Origin of the sequence: Amycolatopsis sp. NPDC051373 (genome assembly GCF_040689465.1) — a bacterium.
In the GTDB taxonomy this organism is placed as follows: domain Bacteria; phylum Actinomycetota; class Actinomycetes; order Mycobacteriales; family Pseudonocardiaceae; genus Amycolatopsis.
Genome location: NZ_JBFBAE010000027.1, coordinates 39560 through 54384, shown reverse-complemented (window position 1 = coordinate 54384; position 14825 = coordinate 39560). Strand labels below are relative to the sequence as shown.

Annotated in this window: 14 protein-coding genes; 5 read left to right on the top strand and 9 right to left on the bottom strand. The window is 69.4% G+C overall.

The window, feature by feature from the left end; translation table 11 throughout:
* Positions 1–45 precede the first annotated feature (45 nt).
* The 4 genes from AB0383_RS38260 to gatC are packed head-to-tail and all read right to left on the bottom strand — an operon-like array spanning position 46 to position 3880.
* Positions 46–564: a hypothetical protein gene (locus tag AB0383_RS38260; RefSeq protein ID WP_364185158.1), complete on the bottom strand. Its 519-nt coding sequence runs from the start codon at positions 562–564 to the stop codon at positions 46–48.
* Positions 565–2070: an Asp-tRNA(Asn)/Glu-tRNA(Gln) amidotransferase subunit GatB gene (gene gatB, locus AB0383_RS38255; RefSeq protein ID WP_364185160.1), complete on the bottom strand. Its 1506-nt coding sequence runs from the start codon at positions 2068–2070 to the stop codon at positions 565–567. It abuts the gene before it with no gap.
* Complete coding sequence (gene gatA, locus AB0383_RS38250; RefSeq protein ID WP_366189878.1) at positions 2067–3584, bottom strand: Asp-tRNA(Asn)/Glu-tRNA(Gln) amidotransferase subunit GatA; 1518 nt, start codon at positions 3582–3584, stop codon at positions 2067–2069. The genes gatB and gatA overlap by 4 nt, the downstream gene beginning before the upstream one ends.
* Complete coding sequence (gene gatC / locus AB0383_RS38245) at positions 3581–3880, bottom strand: Asp-tRNA(Asn)/Glu-tRNA(Gln) amidotransferase subunit GatC (RefSeq protein WP_220237599.1); 300 nt, start codon at positions 3878–3880, stop codon at positions 3581–3583. Before gatC ends, gatA begins: the two co-directional genes overlap by 4 nt.
* Positions 3881–4101: 221 nt before the next feature.
* On the opposite strand from gatC, the gene AB0383_RS38240 reads away from it, so the two are divergent.
* Complete coding sequence (locus AB0383_RS38240; RefSeq protein ID WP_220237598.1) at positions 4102–4755, top strand: amino acid-binding protein; 654 nt, start codon at positions 4102–4104, stop codon at positions 4753–4755.
* A 551-nt stretch (positions 4756–5306) separates the two neighbouring features.
* On the opposite strand, the gene AB0383_RS38235 is transcribed toward AB0383_RS38240, so the two are convergent.
* From AB0383_RS38235 to AB0383_RS38220, 4 genes are read right to left on the bottom strand one after another with little or no spacing between them, the layout of a single operon-like run.
* The gene (locus AB0383_RS38235) at positions 5307–5798 is read right to left on the bottom strand and encodes a GNAT family N-acetyltransferase (protein WP_364185164.1); all 492 of its coding nucleotides are present in this window, start codon (positions 5796–5798) and stop codon (positions 5307–5309) included.
* Positions 5791–7965, bottom strand: coding sequence for an NAD-dependent DNA ligase LigA (gene ligA, locus AB0383_RS38230; RefSeq protein ID WP_366189877.1), 2175 nt, complete (start codon positions 7963–7965; stop codon positions 5791–5793). Before ligA ends, AB0383_RS38235 begins: the two co-directional genes overlap by 8 nt.
* Positions 7966–7976: 11 nt before the next feature.
* Positions 7977–8693: a hypothetical protein gene (locus tag AB0383_RS38225; protein ID WP_366189876.1), complete on the bottom strand. Its 717-nt coding sequence runs from the start codon at positions 8691–8693 to the stop codon at positions 7977–7979.
* Positions 8694–8739: 46 nt separating this feature from the next.
* Complete coding sequence (locus tag AB0383_RS38220) at positions 8740–9777, bottom strand: methionine synthase (RefSeq protein WP_366189875.1); 1038 nt, start codon at positions 9775–9777, stop codon at positions 8740–8742.
* Between the two features lie 132 nt (positions 9778–9909).
* On the opposite strand from AB0383_RS38220, the gene AB0383_RS38215 reads away from it, so the two are divergent.
* From AB0383_RS38215 to AB0383_RS38200, 4 genes are all read left to right on the top strand, one after another.
* Positions 9910–10614, top strand: a complete 705-nt coding sequence (locus AB0383_RS38215; RefSeq protein WP_364185172.1) for a scramblase — start codon at positions 9910–9912, stop codon at positions 10612–10614.
* 106 nt (positions 10615–10720) lie between these two features.
* Positions 10721–11764, top strand: a complete 1044-nt coding sequence (locus AB0383_RS38210) for an MBL fold metallo-hydrolase (protein WP_364185174.1) — start codon at positions 10721–10723, stop codon at positions 11762–11764.
* A gap of 57 nt (positions 11765–11821) precedes the next feature.
* Positions 11822–12274, top strand: a complete 453-nt coding sequence (locus AB0383_RS38205; RefSeq protein ID WP_364185176.1) for a GNAT family N-acetyltransferase — start codon at positions 11822–11824, stop codon at positions 12272–12274.
* A gap of 163 nt (positions 12275–12437) precedes the next feature.
* The gene (locus AB0383_RS38200) at positions 12438–13721 is read left to right on the top strand and encodes a DUF222 domain-containing protein (protein ID WP_364185178.1); all 1284 of its coding nucleotides are present in this window, start codon (positions 12438–12440) and stop codon (positions 13719–13721) included.
* A gap of 9 nt (positions 13722–13730) precedes the next feature.
* On the opposite strand, the gene mnmA is transcribed toward AB0383_RS38200, so the two are convergent.
* On the bottom strand, positions 13731–14822 hold the full coding sequence (gene mnmA, locus AB0383_RS38195; protein WP_364185180.1) for a tRNA 2-thiouridine(34) synthase MnmA: 1092 nt from the start codon (positions 14820–14822) through the stop codon (positions 13731–13733).
* Positions 14823–14825: the final 3 nt, after the last annotated feature.

Here is a 14825-nt window from a genome sequence, read left to right as displayed (position 1 = left end):
GAGGCGAAGCGACCGTCGCCGTTGAGGCAACGGCGGTTTCGCCCCTCAGCGGCGAGACCGTGGGGCCCGGCTTTCCGTCCGCGCTGCCCGGATGTCCAGGATCGACGCGGCGATCGACACCAGCACGGCGAGCAGCGCGACGTACCGGCCAACCCCCGGGTTGATCATCACGCCGGCGGTTTCCAGGAACGCCCGCTGGTCGCTGTCGAAGACCCAGTCCAGCGTCGTCCAGCCGATGACCATGAGCAGCAGCGCGGCGAGGCCCGCGACGAGCCACAGGTGCGGCAGGCCGCTGACCCGGACCTTCCTGACCTGTCCGAAGAACACCACCACGAGGCCGACCAGCACCAGCACCAGCGGCGGGAACCACGAGAAGAAGTCCGAGTGCCAGGCCGAGCGCACGACGTCATCGTGGGGCAGGGAGTTGAAGGCATCACGAACGTCGGCCGTCGCCGTGTCGGCGGTGAGGACCGTCCAGGGAAGAAACACCGCCACGAGCGCGAGCAGCCCGGCCCCCAGACCGAGCCACTCACGCCACGTAACGCGTTTGACGGAGAACGCCACTCAGGAACCGACGCGCTCGATGATGAGCTCGCGCACGCGCTTGGCGTCGGCCTGGCCCTTGGTGGCCTTCATGACCGCGCCGACAATCGCGCCCACCGCGGCGACCTTGCCGCCGCGGATCTTCTCCGCGACGTCCGGTTGTGAGGCCAGCGCCTCGTCCACGGCGGCGATCAGCGCGGAGTCGTCGGAAACGACCTTCAGCCCGCGCTTGTCCACCACCTCGCGCGGCGAACCCTCGCCGGCGAGCACGCCCTGCACGACCTCCTTGGCGAGCTTGTTCGTCAGCTCACCCGAGGACACGAGCGCGATCACCTCGGCCACCTGCACCGGCGTGATCGCCAGCTCGGCGAGCTCGACCTCGCGCGTGTTCGCCTCCTGCGCCAGCGTGTTGACCCACCAGCCGCGGGCTTCGTCCGGCTTCGCGCCGGCCTCGACCGTGGCCGCAACGAGGTCGACGGCGCCGACGTTCAGCAGGTCGCGCAACGCTTCGTCCGACAGGTTCCACTCGGTCTGGATCCGCTTTCGCCGCTCGGCCGGCATCTCCGGCAGCGTCTTGCGCAGCTCCTCGACCCAGTCGCGCGCGGGCGCGATCGGGACCAGGTCGGGCTCCGGGAAGTACCGGTAGTCCTCCGCGGTCTCCTTGGTGCGCCCGCCGGACGTGGTGCCGTCGGCCTCCTGGAAGTGCCGCGTCTCCTGCTTGATCGAGCCGCCGCCCGCGAGAATCGCCGCCTGGCGCGTCATCTCGTACCGCACGGCGCGCTCGACGCTGCGCAGCGAGTTGACGTTCTTCGTCTCTGTGCGTGTGCCGAACTCGGTGGCGTCCTTGTCCATCAGCGACACGTTCGCGTCGCAGCGAAGGGACCCCTGGTCCATGCGGACGTCGGACACGTCGAGCGCCCGCAGCAGGTCACGCAGCGCCGAGACGTACGCGCGCGCCACCTCCGGCGCCCTCTCGCCGGTGCCCTCGATCGGCTTCGTGACGATCTCGATCAGCGGCACGCCCGCGCGGTTGTAGTCCAGCAGCGAATAGTCCGCGCCGTGGATCCGGCCGGTCGCGCCGCCCATGTGCAGCGACTTGCCGGTGTCCTCCTCCATGTGCGCGCGCTCGATCTCCACGCGCACGACCTCGCCGTCGTCGAGCGTGACGTCGAGGTAGCCGTTGAAGGCGATCGGCTCGTCGTACTGCGAGGTCTGGAAGTTCTTCGGCTGGTCCGGGTAGAAGTAGTTCTTCCGCGCGAAGCGGCACCACTCGGCGATCTCGCAGTTGAGCGCCAGCCCGATGCGGATCGCGCCCTCCACGGCCTTGCCGTTCACCACGGGCAGCGCGCCGGGCAGGCCCAGGCACGTGGGGCACGTCTTCGTGTTCGGCTCGCCGCCGAACTCGTTGGCGCAGCCGCAGAACATCTTCGTCTTCGTGTTGAGCTCGACGTGGACCTCGAGCCCGAGCACCGGGTCGAAGCGCTCGATGACCTCGGCGTAGTCCATCAACTCGGCCACGGCAGTCACTTCGTTCCTCCCAGCTCCGGGACCTGGTGCACGAGCGACCCGCCGGCGGCGGCGTCGCGTGCGGCCTCGTAGGCGGCGCCGACGCGGTAGAGCCGGTCGTCGGCGAGCGCCGGGGCCATGATCTGCAGGCCGACCGGCAGGCCGTCCTCGTCGGACAGTCCACTCGGGACGCTCATGGCGGCGTTGCCCGCGAGGTTCGACGGGATGGTGCAGAGGTCGGCGAGGTACATCGCCATCGGGTCGTCCACGCGTTCGCCGATCTTGAACGCCGTGGTCGGCGTGGTCGGCGACACGAGCACGTCCACCTGCTCGAACGCGGAGGTGAAGTCCTGCGTGATGAGCGTGCGCACCTTCTGGGCCGAGCCGTAGTAGGCGTCGTAGTAGCCCGACGAAAGCGCGTACGTGCCCAGCATGATGCGGCGCTTCACCTCGGCGCCGAAGCCCTTTTCGCGCGTCAGCGACATGACTTCTTCGGCGCTGTGCGTGCCGTCGTCGGCCACGCGCAGGCCGTAGCGCATCGCGTCGAACCGCGCGAGGTTCGACGACGCCTCGCTCGGCGCGATCAGGTAGTACGCGGGCAGCGCGTAGACGAAGTGCGGGCACGAGACCTCGACCACTTCGGCGCCCAGCGCGCGCAGCTGCTCGACGGCGGCGTGGAACGACCGCAGCACGCCGGCCTGGTACCCGTCGCCGGCGAACTCCTTCACCACGCCGACGCGCACGCCCTCGAGGTCGCCAGTGGCCCCTTCGCGCGCCGCGGCGACGACCGGCGGGACCGGTGCGTCGATCGACGTCGAGTCCATCGGGTCGTAGCCGGCGATGAGCTCGTGCAGCAACGCGGCGTCGAGCACCGTGCGCGCGCACGGGCCGGCCTGGTCGAGCGACGACGAGAAGGCGACGAGGCCGTAGCGCGAAACCCCGCCATACGTCGGCTTCACGCCGACCGTGCCCGTGACGGCGCCCGGCTGGCGGATCGAGCCGCCCGTGTCCGTGCCGATGGCCAGCGCGGCCTCGAATGCCGCGATCGACGCCGACGAGCCACCGCCCGAACCGCCCGGAATGCGGGCGTGGTCCCAGGGGTTGTGCGTGGGGCCGAAGGCGGAGTTCTCCGTGGACGAACCCATGGCGAACTCGTCCATGTTCGTCTTGCCGAGGATGACGACGCCGGCTTCGCGCAGCCTGCGCGTAACCGTCGCGTCGTACGGAGGGATCCACCCCTCAAGCGTGCGCGAACCGCACGTGGTGGGGATGCCCTCGGTGGTCAGCACGTCCTTCAGCGCCAGCGGCACGCCCGCCAGCGACGACGCGGGCTGCTCCCCCGCGGCCAGCTTCTCGTCGACAGACTTGGCCGCGCCGAGCGCGCCTTCCGTGTCGACGTGCAGGAACGCGTGGACGTGGGCGTCGACCTCGGCGATCCGGTCCAGGTGCGCCTGGGTGACCTCGACCGCGGAGACCTCTCGCGCATGGATCTTCGCCGCCAGCTCGGCGGCGGTCAGCTTGACGAGTTCGCTCACTGTTCTTCTCCCAGAATCCGCGGCACCCGGAACCGGCCCTCCTCGGCGGCCGGCGCGCCGGCCAGTGCCTGCTGCTGCGTCAGGCAGGGGCGGATCTCGTCCTCGCGGAAGACGTTCGTCAGCGGCACGGAGTGCGAGGTCGGCGGGACGTCTGCCGCGGCGACCTGACTCACCTTCGCCACCGAGTCCAGGATCTGGTCGAGCTGGCCCGCGAAGACGTCCAGCTCGTCATCGGTGACGGCCAGCCTGGCCAGCTTGGCGAGGTGCGCGACCTCGTCTCGGGAAATGTTGGGCACGCGGGTGACTCCCGGGGTGTGCTGTGCGGGTGCGGTCGGAAGCTGCAAGTCTATGGTGGCGGCGCCGGACGGCTCGACCGGGTTATGGCCGGACCTGCTGCGACCCGGGGTGTCCCGTTCGCCGGACAGCGGTCCCCAAGCACTACCCGGTCTGTCACAATCGGCGCCCGGTTACCGCGTTCCGCGACAAGGCGGAACGCCTGAGGCGAGAGGGGCGTGTGGTGTCGTTCCTGCTGCGGGTCCAGCTTCCGGACTCCCCCGGCACCCTCGGCGCTGTCGCGACGGCGCTCGGCACCGTCGGCGCCGACATCCTCAGCGTCGACGTCGTGGAGCGCGGCGGCGGGGTCGCCATCGACGACCTCGTGGTCGAGCTCCCGTCCGGCCGGCTGCCGGACGCCCTCATCACCGCGGCCGAGAGCATCGAAGGCGTCGAGGTCGACGCCGTCCGGCCGTACGCCGGGATTCTGGACACCCACCGCGAGCTGGAGCTGGTCGAGGAGATCGCGGCCCAGCCGAAGACCGGGCTCGACCTGCTTGCCGAAGGTGTGCCGAAAATCATCCGCGCCGGTTGGGCCGTCGTCGTGGAACACCGGGAATCGGGCACGCGGCGGCTGGCTTCGTCGAGCGCGGCGCCGGAGAACCCGTTCACGGACCTGCCCTGGCTGCCGCTGGAGCGCGCTACCGTTCTCGACGGCGAAGAGGACTGGATCCCGGAGACGTGGAAGGAGTTGGGCACGGAGCTCGCGGCGACGCCACTGGGCAAGCCGGGCAAGGCTCTTCTCGTGGCCCGGCCCGGAGGCCCCAACTTCCGCGCCGCGGAGGTCGCTCGCCTGGCGCACTTCGCCGGCATCGTCGCCGTCGTCCTGGACGGCTGACGGGTCCCGTCTCGGGCGCTGAGCTGGGATTCGCCACAGAACGGCGATGCCTTGCGTCGGCGAGCCACGGTCCCCTCAGGGCGACTCTTCGGACCGTTCGACGGGGTCTTCGCTGACGGGCAATGACACCTCAGCCGAGAAGCGCCGACCAATCCACGCGCGAGCACGCCCGCCCGTCGGCGACACCGATCCGTGGTGTTGCCGACGGGCGGCAACACTCCAAGCCGGCAAACCACGGCCTCATGGCGCTCGGGCCGCTCGCCCGCCCAGCCGTCGCCGCCACGGATCGGCGACACCGATCCGTGGCGTTGCCGATGTGCGACGACAATCTAAGCTGGCGGGCTACGGCCTCCCGGCGCTCCGGCCGCTCGCCCAGCCGTCGCCGACGCGGGTCCGCTGCCGAGCACCGCAGCACCCCGCGGGCCCATGAGATCCGCCGCCACAATCAGGCCGGCAATCAAACCCTGCCCACGTCCGTCCGGGCACCCGATTCGCGCCTGGCCCAAACCGTCGCCCCTCAGCGGCAAAAGACCCTGACCAGCCGAAACAGTCTACAAATCGTACTCATACGCGATCAAGCTGATGTTCGGAAACGGCTTCCAATCCCGCTCCGGCAACCGCCGAAACCCTATGCGCTCGTACAGCCGATGAGCCGTCCGCATCCGATCGAGACTGCTCAACACGACCTTCCCCAACCCCAGCTCCCGCGCCCGTTCCAGCACCGCCCGCGTGAGCGCCTCGCCGATCCCACGCCCACGCGCGGAACCGGCGACGGCCAGCATCCGGAACTCCAGCTCACCCTCACGCGAGATCTCCGCGTACGACGTGCCCGGTCGCACCACCGCGACCGTCCCGAGAACCGCGTCGCCATCGACAGCCACCAGCAGCTCGGCGTGCTCCGCCCGGTGCGCGACGTCGCGCAGCTCGTTCTCGTACCCGACCTCGTCGGAGAGCAGGCCGTCCAGGCGGTACGCCTCGACCGTCAGCTCCCCCACCGCCGCGAGCTCCTCGGCCCGCGGCACCCTGATCTCGACGTCACCCATCGGAGGGCTCCTCGTCCGGCACAGCGGTGCCGGTATCCAGCGCCACCTCGGCGGCCGCGTCCGGACCCCGCTCCAGCAGCACGCGGAAGCCGCCCTCGTCCAGCACCGGCACCTTGAGCTGCACGGCCTTCTCGTACTTCGACCCCGGCGCCTCGCCCGCCACGACGAACGCCGTCTTCTTCGACACCGACCCAGCCGCCTTCCCGCCGCGGGCCATGATGGCCTCCTTGGCCTCGTCGCGGGAGAACCCGTCGAGCGAGCCCGTGACCACGATCGACAGCCCCTCGAGGTGACGCGGGATCGAGTCGTCGCGTTCCTCTTCCATCCGCACGCCGGCGCGTCGCCATTTTTCGACGATCTCCCGGTGCCAGTCGACCTCGAACCACTCCTGCACGGCGTGTGCGATGGTCGGCCCGACGCCGTCGACGTCGGCGAGCTCCTCCTCGCTCGCCTCCTCGACGCGCTCGATCGAGCCGAACTCGCGCGCCAGCGCCTGCGCCGCCGTGGGTCCGACGTGGCGGATCGACAGCGCGACGATCACCTTCCACAGGGGACGGTCCTTCGCCACGTCGAGGTTCGCCAGGAGCTTGCGCGCGTTGGCCGAGAGGTCCCCTGCGTTGGTGCGAAACAACTCCACCTCGGACAGCGCGTCCTCGCTGAGGTCGAACACGTCGCCCTCGTCGGCGACCACACGCGCGTCGAGCAGCGCGACAGCCGCCTCGTACCCGAGCACCTCGATGTCGAATGCGCCGCGACCGGCCAGGTGGAACAGCCGTTCCCGCAGCTGCGCGGGGCAGAAACGGGTGTTCGGGCAGCGGATGTCCTTGTCGCCTTCCTTCTGGTAGGCGAGTTCCGTGCCGCATTCCGGGCAGTGCGTGGGCATGACGAACTCGCGCTCGTCGCCCGTGCGCGCGTCGACGACCGGTCCCATCACCTCGGGGATGACGTCGCCCGCCTTGCGGATCACGATGCGGTCGCCGATCAGCACGCCCTTGCGCTTGACCTCTTCCGCGTTGTGCAGCGTCGCGCGCGCCACCGTCGAACCTGCGACCTTCACCGGCTCCGTGACGGCGAACGGCGTGACGCGCCCCGTGCGCCCGACGCCCACCTGGATGTCGAGCAACGTCGTGATCGCCTCTTCCGGCGCGTACTTGTAGGCGATCGCCCAGCGCGGCGCACGCGAAGTGGTGCCCAGCCGGCGTTGCAGCGCGACCTGGTCGACCTTGATCACGACGCCGTCGATCTCGTGCTCGGCGTCGTGCCGGTGCTCGCCCCAATACGCGATGTGGTCGGTGAGCTCCTTCGCCGTGTGCAGCACGCGAGTGTGCGGCGAAACCGGCAGTCCCCACGCCACGAGCGCGTCGTACGCGTGCGACTGTGTGACCGGCTCGAAGCCCTCGCGCTTGCCCAGGCCGTGGCAGATCAGCCGCAGCCGGCGTTCCTTGGTGATGCGCGGGTCCTTCTGCCGCAACGACCCCGCGGCTGTGTTGCGCGGGTTCGCGTACGGCGGCTTGCCCGCTTCGACCATCTTCGCGTTGAGCTCCAGAAAGTCCTCGACGCGGAAGAAGACCTCGCCGCGCACCTCGATGAGCTTCGGCACGGGGAACTCGTCGGTGCCGGTCAGCTCGTCGGGGACCTGCTCCAGCGTGCGGATGTTGAGCGTGACGTCTTCGCCCGTGCGGCCGTCGCCGCGGGTCAGGCCGCGCGTGAGCTTGCCGTCCTCGTAGAGGAGGTTGATGGCCAGGCCGTCGATCTTCAGCTCGGCCAGGTACTCCGTGGAGCCGATTTCCTTCTCGACGCGCTCCACCCAGGTGAGGAACTCGTCGGTGTCGAAGACGTTGTCCAGGCTCAGCATGCGTTCGAGGTGGTCGTACGCGGTGAACCCGGTGGAGAACGTGCCGCCGACGTTCTGCGTCGGCGAATCCGGCGTGACCAGCGCCGGGTACTCGTCCTCGAGCGCCTGCAGCTCGCCGAGGAGCGCGTCGAACTGCCCGTCGGAGACGATGGGCGAGTCCAGCACGTAGTAGCGGAACTGATGCCCGCGGACGTCCTCGGCGAGGGCGCCGTGGCGTTCGCGCACGTCGGCGGGCACGTCGGTGACGTCCTGGGCCGCCACTGCCGGTTCGGCGGGGGCGGCCAACTGGTCGTGGGGAAGGTCGCTGCTCACGGGTGGTAACCCTAGCCGGAGGTGCCGACAGTTTCGTCCTCTCGCCCGTTCAGACCCAGGACCAGGTCACGGAGCTCCAGGAGGCTGATCGTGCCCGCCGGTTCTGTCTCCGCTGTCTCGACGCGGCGTAGCCGTTCGGCGGCGACGCGCTCACCGAGGGTGGCGTCCAGAGGGAGGAAGGTCATGGTGGTGCGCGCAGCCGGCTCGAGGTCGGCCAGCGCGGGGTGGTAGACGGCCACATCGACCACGTCCTCGTCCACCTGCGCGACGACACGCACGTCGGCCAGCGAGATGCGGTGGTCGCCGAGGTTCACCGTGACCTCGGTCGGGTCAGGGACCGGCGGCACGGAGTCGTGGTGCTCCCAGATGGCGTCGTCCGGCGGGGCGGCGGCCTTCCAGGCGTCGGTGAACGGCCGCAGCTCCGGGTCCTCCTGGCCGGTGACCACGAGGGCGTAGATGGCCTGACGGCCGCGTTCGAGCGAGAAGTGCAGCCGCGGGTGCAGGGCCTCGACCAGCAAGCAGAGGTCGTGCTCGACGCGGTGCGGTTCGCGGTCGCCCAAGGCCGCGTTGACCACGGGGAGGAGCTCGAACCAGCCTTCCCAGAACTTCGCCGCGGCCGCCTCGGCGTCGGACGGCACGAGCTGGGCCGGCCACGGCGTGCGCGGGTCGGGCGGCGCGGCTTTGGCGTCGGTGTCGGCGCGGGCAGCGCGGCGGCGGAACAGGCCCATGGAACATCCCCCGTTGTCGATCGTTGACCGACACGCTACCGCGCGCTCACCACGCTTCGGGCGGCTCCACGAAGGCCTTGCCGAGTTCGCGGGTGAGGGCGAGCGCGCGGCGCATCCACTCGTTCGTCGCGCCGGCCATGCCGCAGGTCGGCGTCGGGACGGCGCGTTCGGCCAAGATCGACCGGTTGAAGCCGAGGCGGTCCACGAGCCTGAACGCGGGGTCGGCGACGTCCTTCAGCGTCGGGCGCGTACCGGGGTTCGTCGCCGGGACGAGGCCGAGGAACAGCGACGTGCCGCTGTCCCACGTTTCGCCGATCGCGTCCAGCATCTCCGCCGACGCCTTGCCGAGCAGCGTGACGTCGAACGCGATGGCGTCCGCGCCGGCGGCCCTGAGCAGCGCGAGCGGCGGCTTCGGCGCGCAACAGTGCACGACGACGGGCTGGTCCGTGATCGCCCGCACGCCCTCGATCATGGTCGACAGGAGCTCCCGCGCTTCCGGCTCGGGGACTGCTGCCACGTTGCCGTAGCCCGACGGCGTCGACAGGCTCCCGGCAAGCACCGCCGGCAACGACGGCTCGTCGATCTGCACGACGATCGGCGCCCCGATGCGCGCCTTCAGCTCGGCGACGTGCTGGGCGAGCCCGTCCAGCAGCGAGGAGGTGAAGTCCCGCAACGCACCGCGGTCGGTGAGCACCCGATGCCCGCGCGGCAGCTCGATGCCGGCACCGAGCGTCCACGGCCCGGCCACCTGTGTCTTGAACACCGGCGGCACGACGCCGGCTTTTTCACGCGCTTCCTGCACGGCGTCGAGGTCCCATTGCAGGAGGTCGCGCCCCCGCCGGTGATCGTGCCCGGGCCTCCCCGCGACGCGGTACCCGCTCGGCACCACCTCGACGGCCAGGTCCACGAGCAGCGCCGCGGTTCGACCGAGGATGTCGGCCCCCACCCCACGCCCCGGCAACTCGGGCAGGTGCGGGAAGTCGGGCAGCTCGCCGAACACGACGGCGGCCGCCTCGGCCGGGTCCGCCCCGGGCATCGAGCCGATCGCGGTGGCCGCGCCGTCGGGCCAAGCTCGTTCAGTCACGGGCGAATTCTCGCTGAACCCACCCGCATGCCTCCCACCGCCCTCGCCGGGGTCACCCGAGTGAGCCGGACATTCGCCGCATATCCCTTTGCCAGCACCGAATTCGCGGAGACAGCGATACTCTGGATGGCCATGACGAGCTCCTCGCCACCACCGCCGGGCCGGCATCCCGACGAGGTGAGTCCCACCCGGCCGCGCCGGTGGGACGACGAGCCGCGCATCCCTGAACGCCGCTACCCGGGCCGCTCCTTCGGCGGGACCCTGTTCACCGAAGCTGTCCTCATCGTCAGCCGCCGCGCCGAGGTCGTCGAGACCACCGAGGAGTTCAGCGTCTTCGACCGCGACGGCACTCGCGTCGGCGGCGTGGCCGACGTCAGCCAAGGCTTCCTGCACAAGGCCGCGCGCCTGTTGCCGAAGTACGACCAGTACGTCAACCACAAGTTCGAAGTCCGCGACGCCAACCACAGCACCGTGCTGAAAGTGGCGAGACCGGCCAAGGACCTGCGCACGCGCTTCGTCGTCACCCGCGCCGACGAAACCCCGATCGGCGAAATCGTCCCCACCCGCACCCCGGGCGAGACCCGCTTCACCTTCGTCGTCGACGGCCGCACAGTGGGCCGCGTCGCCGCTTCCGGCCGGCAAGCGTGGGACGTAACCATCAAGAACCACGCCGACACCGACGTCGCCCGCGTCAGCCGCCCGCCATCCGGGCCCTCGCCGGTCGCCGGCGACACCTACCTCGTCGAAATCCCGCACCAACTGCCCGAACCCCTGGCCAGCATGGTCGTCGCCACGACGCTCACGATCGACACCGCCCTCACCCGCCAGACCTCCTGAGCACGTGACCGTTGTCTCAGGCCGCCCAGGTGGACACCACGCCAGTGACGGCCCAATGTGAGGCGAAAGGCCGGGACGTCGGAGTCCTGCCTGGACGGAGGTCGCCGTGGAGCCGTTGCCCGAAGACAGCAACCGGAACTGGACAGAACCCGGGGTCTACGAAGTGGCCGCCGGCGTCTACCGGATCCCGTTGCCGTTGCCGAACGACGCCCTCCGCGCGGTGAACGTCTACGCCGTCACCGACGGCACGACCCTCGCCCTCGTCGACTCCGGCTGGGCCCTCACCGAAGCGCGCCAGCTCCTGGCCGAGGCGCTGAAGGGCATCGGCGCCGAACTCGGTGATGTGCGTGAGTTCCTCGTCACTCACGTGCACCGCGACCACTACACCCAAGCCGTCGCCCTTCGGCGCGAATTCGGCAACAAGATCTCCTTGGGCCAGTTGGAGGAACCTTCACTGAAGGTCACCGCCGACCCGGACCAGCTCCCGATGCACGCCCAGATCGAGCTCCTCCGCCACTCCGGCGCCGACGAAGTCATCGCCGCTCTGGGGCGAATGTTCGCCGACGTCCCCCGCCGCACCGACCTCGACCTGTGGGAGGACCCGGACGAGTGGCTCACTCCTGGCCGCCGCCGGGTCCTGCCGAACCGCGAGCTCGAAGTGGTACACACCCCTGGCCACACCACCGGCCACGTCGTCTTCCTCGACGATGCCGCAGGCCTGTTGTTCTCAGGCGACCACGTCCTCCCCCACATCACGCCGTCGATCGGCTTCCAGCCGGTGCCGGCCGCGTTGCCGCTCAACGACTACCTCGACTCACTACGCCTGGTCCGCGCCCTGCCCGATCAGCGCATGCTGCCGGCGCACGGCCCGGTAGCGGACAGCGTGCACAAACGCATCGACGAGCTGCTCGAACACCACCGACAGCGCCTCGAGAAGATGGCCGCCCAGGTCGACGCCGGAGCCAGCACCGCGTTCGAGACCGCCAGCAGGCTGGGCTGGACCCGCCGTGGCCGCAAACTGCCCGAAATGGACGCGTTCAACCAGATGCTCGCCGTCCTCGAAACGGGTGCCCACCTCGACCTCCTGGTGTCGCAGAACAAGCTGACGGTCCAGCAGATCGACGGAGTTCGCCACTACCGGACGAACTGATCGGCCACCAGCGGCGACAGCTCAAACCACAACGGCCACGCTGGAATACTGATCACCATGCCCGGTATCACTGTGAGAAAAGCCCGCCGCGATGACGTCGAGGCCATCGTGCGCATGCTCGTCGACGACCAACTCGGCGCGACCAGGGACTCAGCCGACGACCTCGAGCCCTACCTTCGCGCGTTCGAAGCCATCGACGCCGACCCGCATCAGCTTCTGGTCGTGGCAACGTCGAACGACGAACCCGTGGCGACGCTGCAACTGACGATCATCCCCGGCCTCGCGCGTCAGGGCGCCCTGCGCGGGCAGATAGAAGCGGTGCGGGTTCGGAGCGACCATCGAGGCGCCGGGCTCGGTGCAGACCTCATCCAATGGGCGATCGACGAGGCCCGCCGGCGCGGATGCGCCTTGGTGCAACTCACCTCCGACACCTCCCGGACCGCAGCGCATCGGTTCTACGAACGACTCGGTTTCGCGGCCAGCCACACCGGTTTCAAGCTGCACCTCTGACCCCTTCCTCCTGCTGTCCATTCAGCACAGGTTGCCCTGGCCGCCGCAGCACCCGACAACTGCACGTTGCCACGAATTCCCTGTGACGCCAAGAAAAGTGCGCGAACGGCCCGTTCGTGCCGTTTTGATGACCACGCACCAGCCGATGCGTATCGTCGCCGCCATGACCAAATCGAAGTCGGCGAACGCAGCCGCCGGCGATTCCAACAACACCCCCGAAACCGCCGACCTCGACTTCCTTCTCCGAGCCATGCAAGCAAATCTCGAGATTTTCGAGCGCTTGCAGACAGGGCAGCTCATGCAGGTGGCCAAGGACGCGGGTCACCAGATCGCCCGACTTCAAGCGCTTCAACTCCACTGTCTCGCCGGACTGCGCACACGAAGATCGGACGCCCGAGAACTGGCCTCTGAAGTGGCGTTGACTTTGCACCTCACAGACAACCGGGCCGGCGCCATGGTTTCCGCGGCCGAGGCCCTGACGAACCGACTCCCTCGGACCTTTCGTCTGATGGACAGCGGGTTCGTCGACCTGTATCGCGCCATGAAGGTCACCGAGGGCACCGTGTGGCTGTCCGATCACCACGCCCGGATCGTCGACACCCTGCTCGAAGACCGCCTGTCCGACAAGAACCCCACGCAGATCCGCAAAGCCACCGCATACGCCGCGATGAAGACCGACCCCGAAGGAGCGGCGAACCGCGTCACGCAACGGCGCGCTGAACGCCGGACCGTCCTGCACCACCAGTGCGAGGGCATCTCGCAGCTCTCCATCGACAACGCACCCACGGAGAAGGCTACTGCCGCTTATCTCCGTATCGACAAAATCGCCCGGGCTCTCAAGACAAGCGACGAGAAGCGGACGCTCGACCAGCTGCGCGCGGACGTCGCGCTCGACCTCCTGCTGACAGACAAGGGTGGCGTCGCCGAACAGGCCGAGGTCTACCTGTACGTCGACCTCCAGACCTACCTGGGGCTTAACGACGACCCAGCTGAGCTCGCCGGGCACGGCCACGTTCCGGCGGAGGTCGCCCGGCATATCGCGACCGGTCCCGACACGACCCTGCGGCGGATCATCACCGACCCGCTCACCGGGCAGGTGATCGAAGTCGGCAAGTTCCGTTACCGGCCGAGCCTCGACGTCGAGGAGTTCGTGCGGGTCCGGGACCGCGAGTGCCGTCAGCCCGGTTGCCCGCGCCCCGCGCACAACTGCCTGACCGAACCGACACCGACGAAGGCCGGGTCGGCAACCGACGCTGACGGAACGCTGAGCTACTGCATCCGCCACAGGCGCCTCAAGAATCGCGCCGATTGGAAATATCAGGTCCTCGACGACGGAAAGCTCGTCATCACGACGCCGACCGGCCAAAAGGTCGAGAGCGTCCCGCCGCCGCTGCATGAACCGGACCGCCAAGTCGAGCACCCTGTGGAGACGCGCAAGGGAGCCTAAGCGACGAGGTCAGCGCGTACTGGAAATCTTCGCGCTGCCGAGGACGAGATCGCCGGCACCGGCGTCCGGCCGGTACAAGACCACGACCTGCCCCGGAGCAACTCCCCGAAGCGACTCGCGTAGCTGGACGCTGACGCGTTCGCCGTCGGCCTCGGCCACGGCTTCGGCGATGCCACCGTGCGCACGAACCTGCACGACGCATTCGGTCGGACCGTCGAGCGCGCGACCACTCGGCCAGATCGCCCGGTCGGCCTCGATCACGTCAACGCCAAGGCCGGTCGACGACCCGACCTTCACCGTGCCCGAAATAGGCTCGAGCGAAAGCACGTACCGGGGTCGCCCGTCAGTGGCCGGCGCGTCGATGCCGAGGCCCTTGCGCTGGCCGACGGTGAACCCGTGCACGCCCGTGTGCTGTCCGAGAACGGCTCCCGTCTCCGCATCGACCAGCTGCCCCGGTCGCTGCCCCAGCCGGTTCTCGAGGAACTGCTTGGTGTCACCGTCGGGGATGAAGCAGATGTCGTGGCTGTCCGGCTTGTGAGCCACTGAAAGGCCACGCTGCTCCGCCTCGGCGCGGACGTCCGACTTCCAGGAGTCGCCCAGCGGGAACATCGCGTGACTGAGCTGTTCGGGCGTAAGGGAAGCCAGCACGTATGACTGGTCCTTGCCCTCGTCGGCGCTCCGGCGAAGCTCGAGCTCGCCATCAACCGTCGCGAGGCGCGCATAGTGGCCGGTGGCCACGGCATCGAAGCCGAGCGCCATTGCCTTGTCCAGCAACGCCTCGAACTTGATCTTCTCGTTGCAAGTCACGCACGGGTTGGGAGTTCGGCCGGCCGCGTACTCGCCGACGAACGTCTCGACGACCTCTTCGGTGAAGCGCTCGGCGAAATCCCAGATGTAGAAGGGAATCCCGAGGATGTCGGCTGCGCGGCGGGCGTCGTGCGAGTCCTCGATGGTGCAGCAGCCGCGCGAACCCGTCCGCAGCGTGCCTGGTTTCGCGGACAGCGCCAGGTGCACGCCGACGACATCGTGACCGGCGTCAACCGCCCGCGCCGCGGCGACGGCCGAGTCGACTCCTCCGCTCATTGCAGCCAGTACCCGCATCGC

Bases quoted from the DNA above. Each gene is read 5' to 3' on its own strand.
- AB0383_RS38205 (WP_364185176.1), top strand. From the start codon at position 11,822: ATGCCCGGTATCACTGTGAGAAAAGCCCGCCGCGATGACGTCGAGGCC.
- mnmA (WP_364185180.1), bottom strand. From the start codon at position 14,822: ATGCGGGTACTGGCTGCAATGAGCGGAGGAGTCGACTCGGCCGTCGCC.
- AB0383_RS38225 (WP_366189876.1), bottom strand. From the start codon at position 8,693: ATGGGCCTGTTCCGCCGCCGCGCTGCCCGCGCCGACACCGACGCCAAA.
- AB0383_RS38200 (WP_364185178.1), top strand. From the start codon at position 12,438: ATGACCAAATCGAAGTCGGCGAACGCAGCCGCCGGCGATTCCAACAAC.
- AB0383_RS38235 (WP_364185164.1), bottom strand. From the start codon at position 5,798: ATGGGTGACGTCGAGATCAGGGTGCCGCGGGCCGAGGAGCTCGCGGCG.
- AB0383_RS38215 (WP_364185172.1), top strand. From the start codon at position 9,910: ATGACGAGCTCCTCGCCACCACCGCCGGGCCGGCATCCCGACGAGGTG.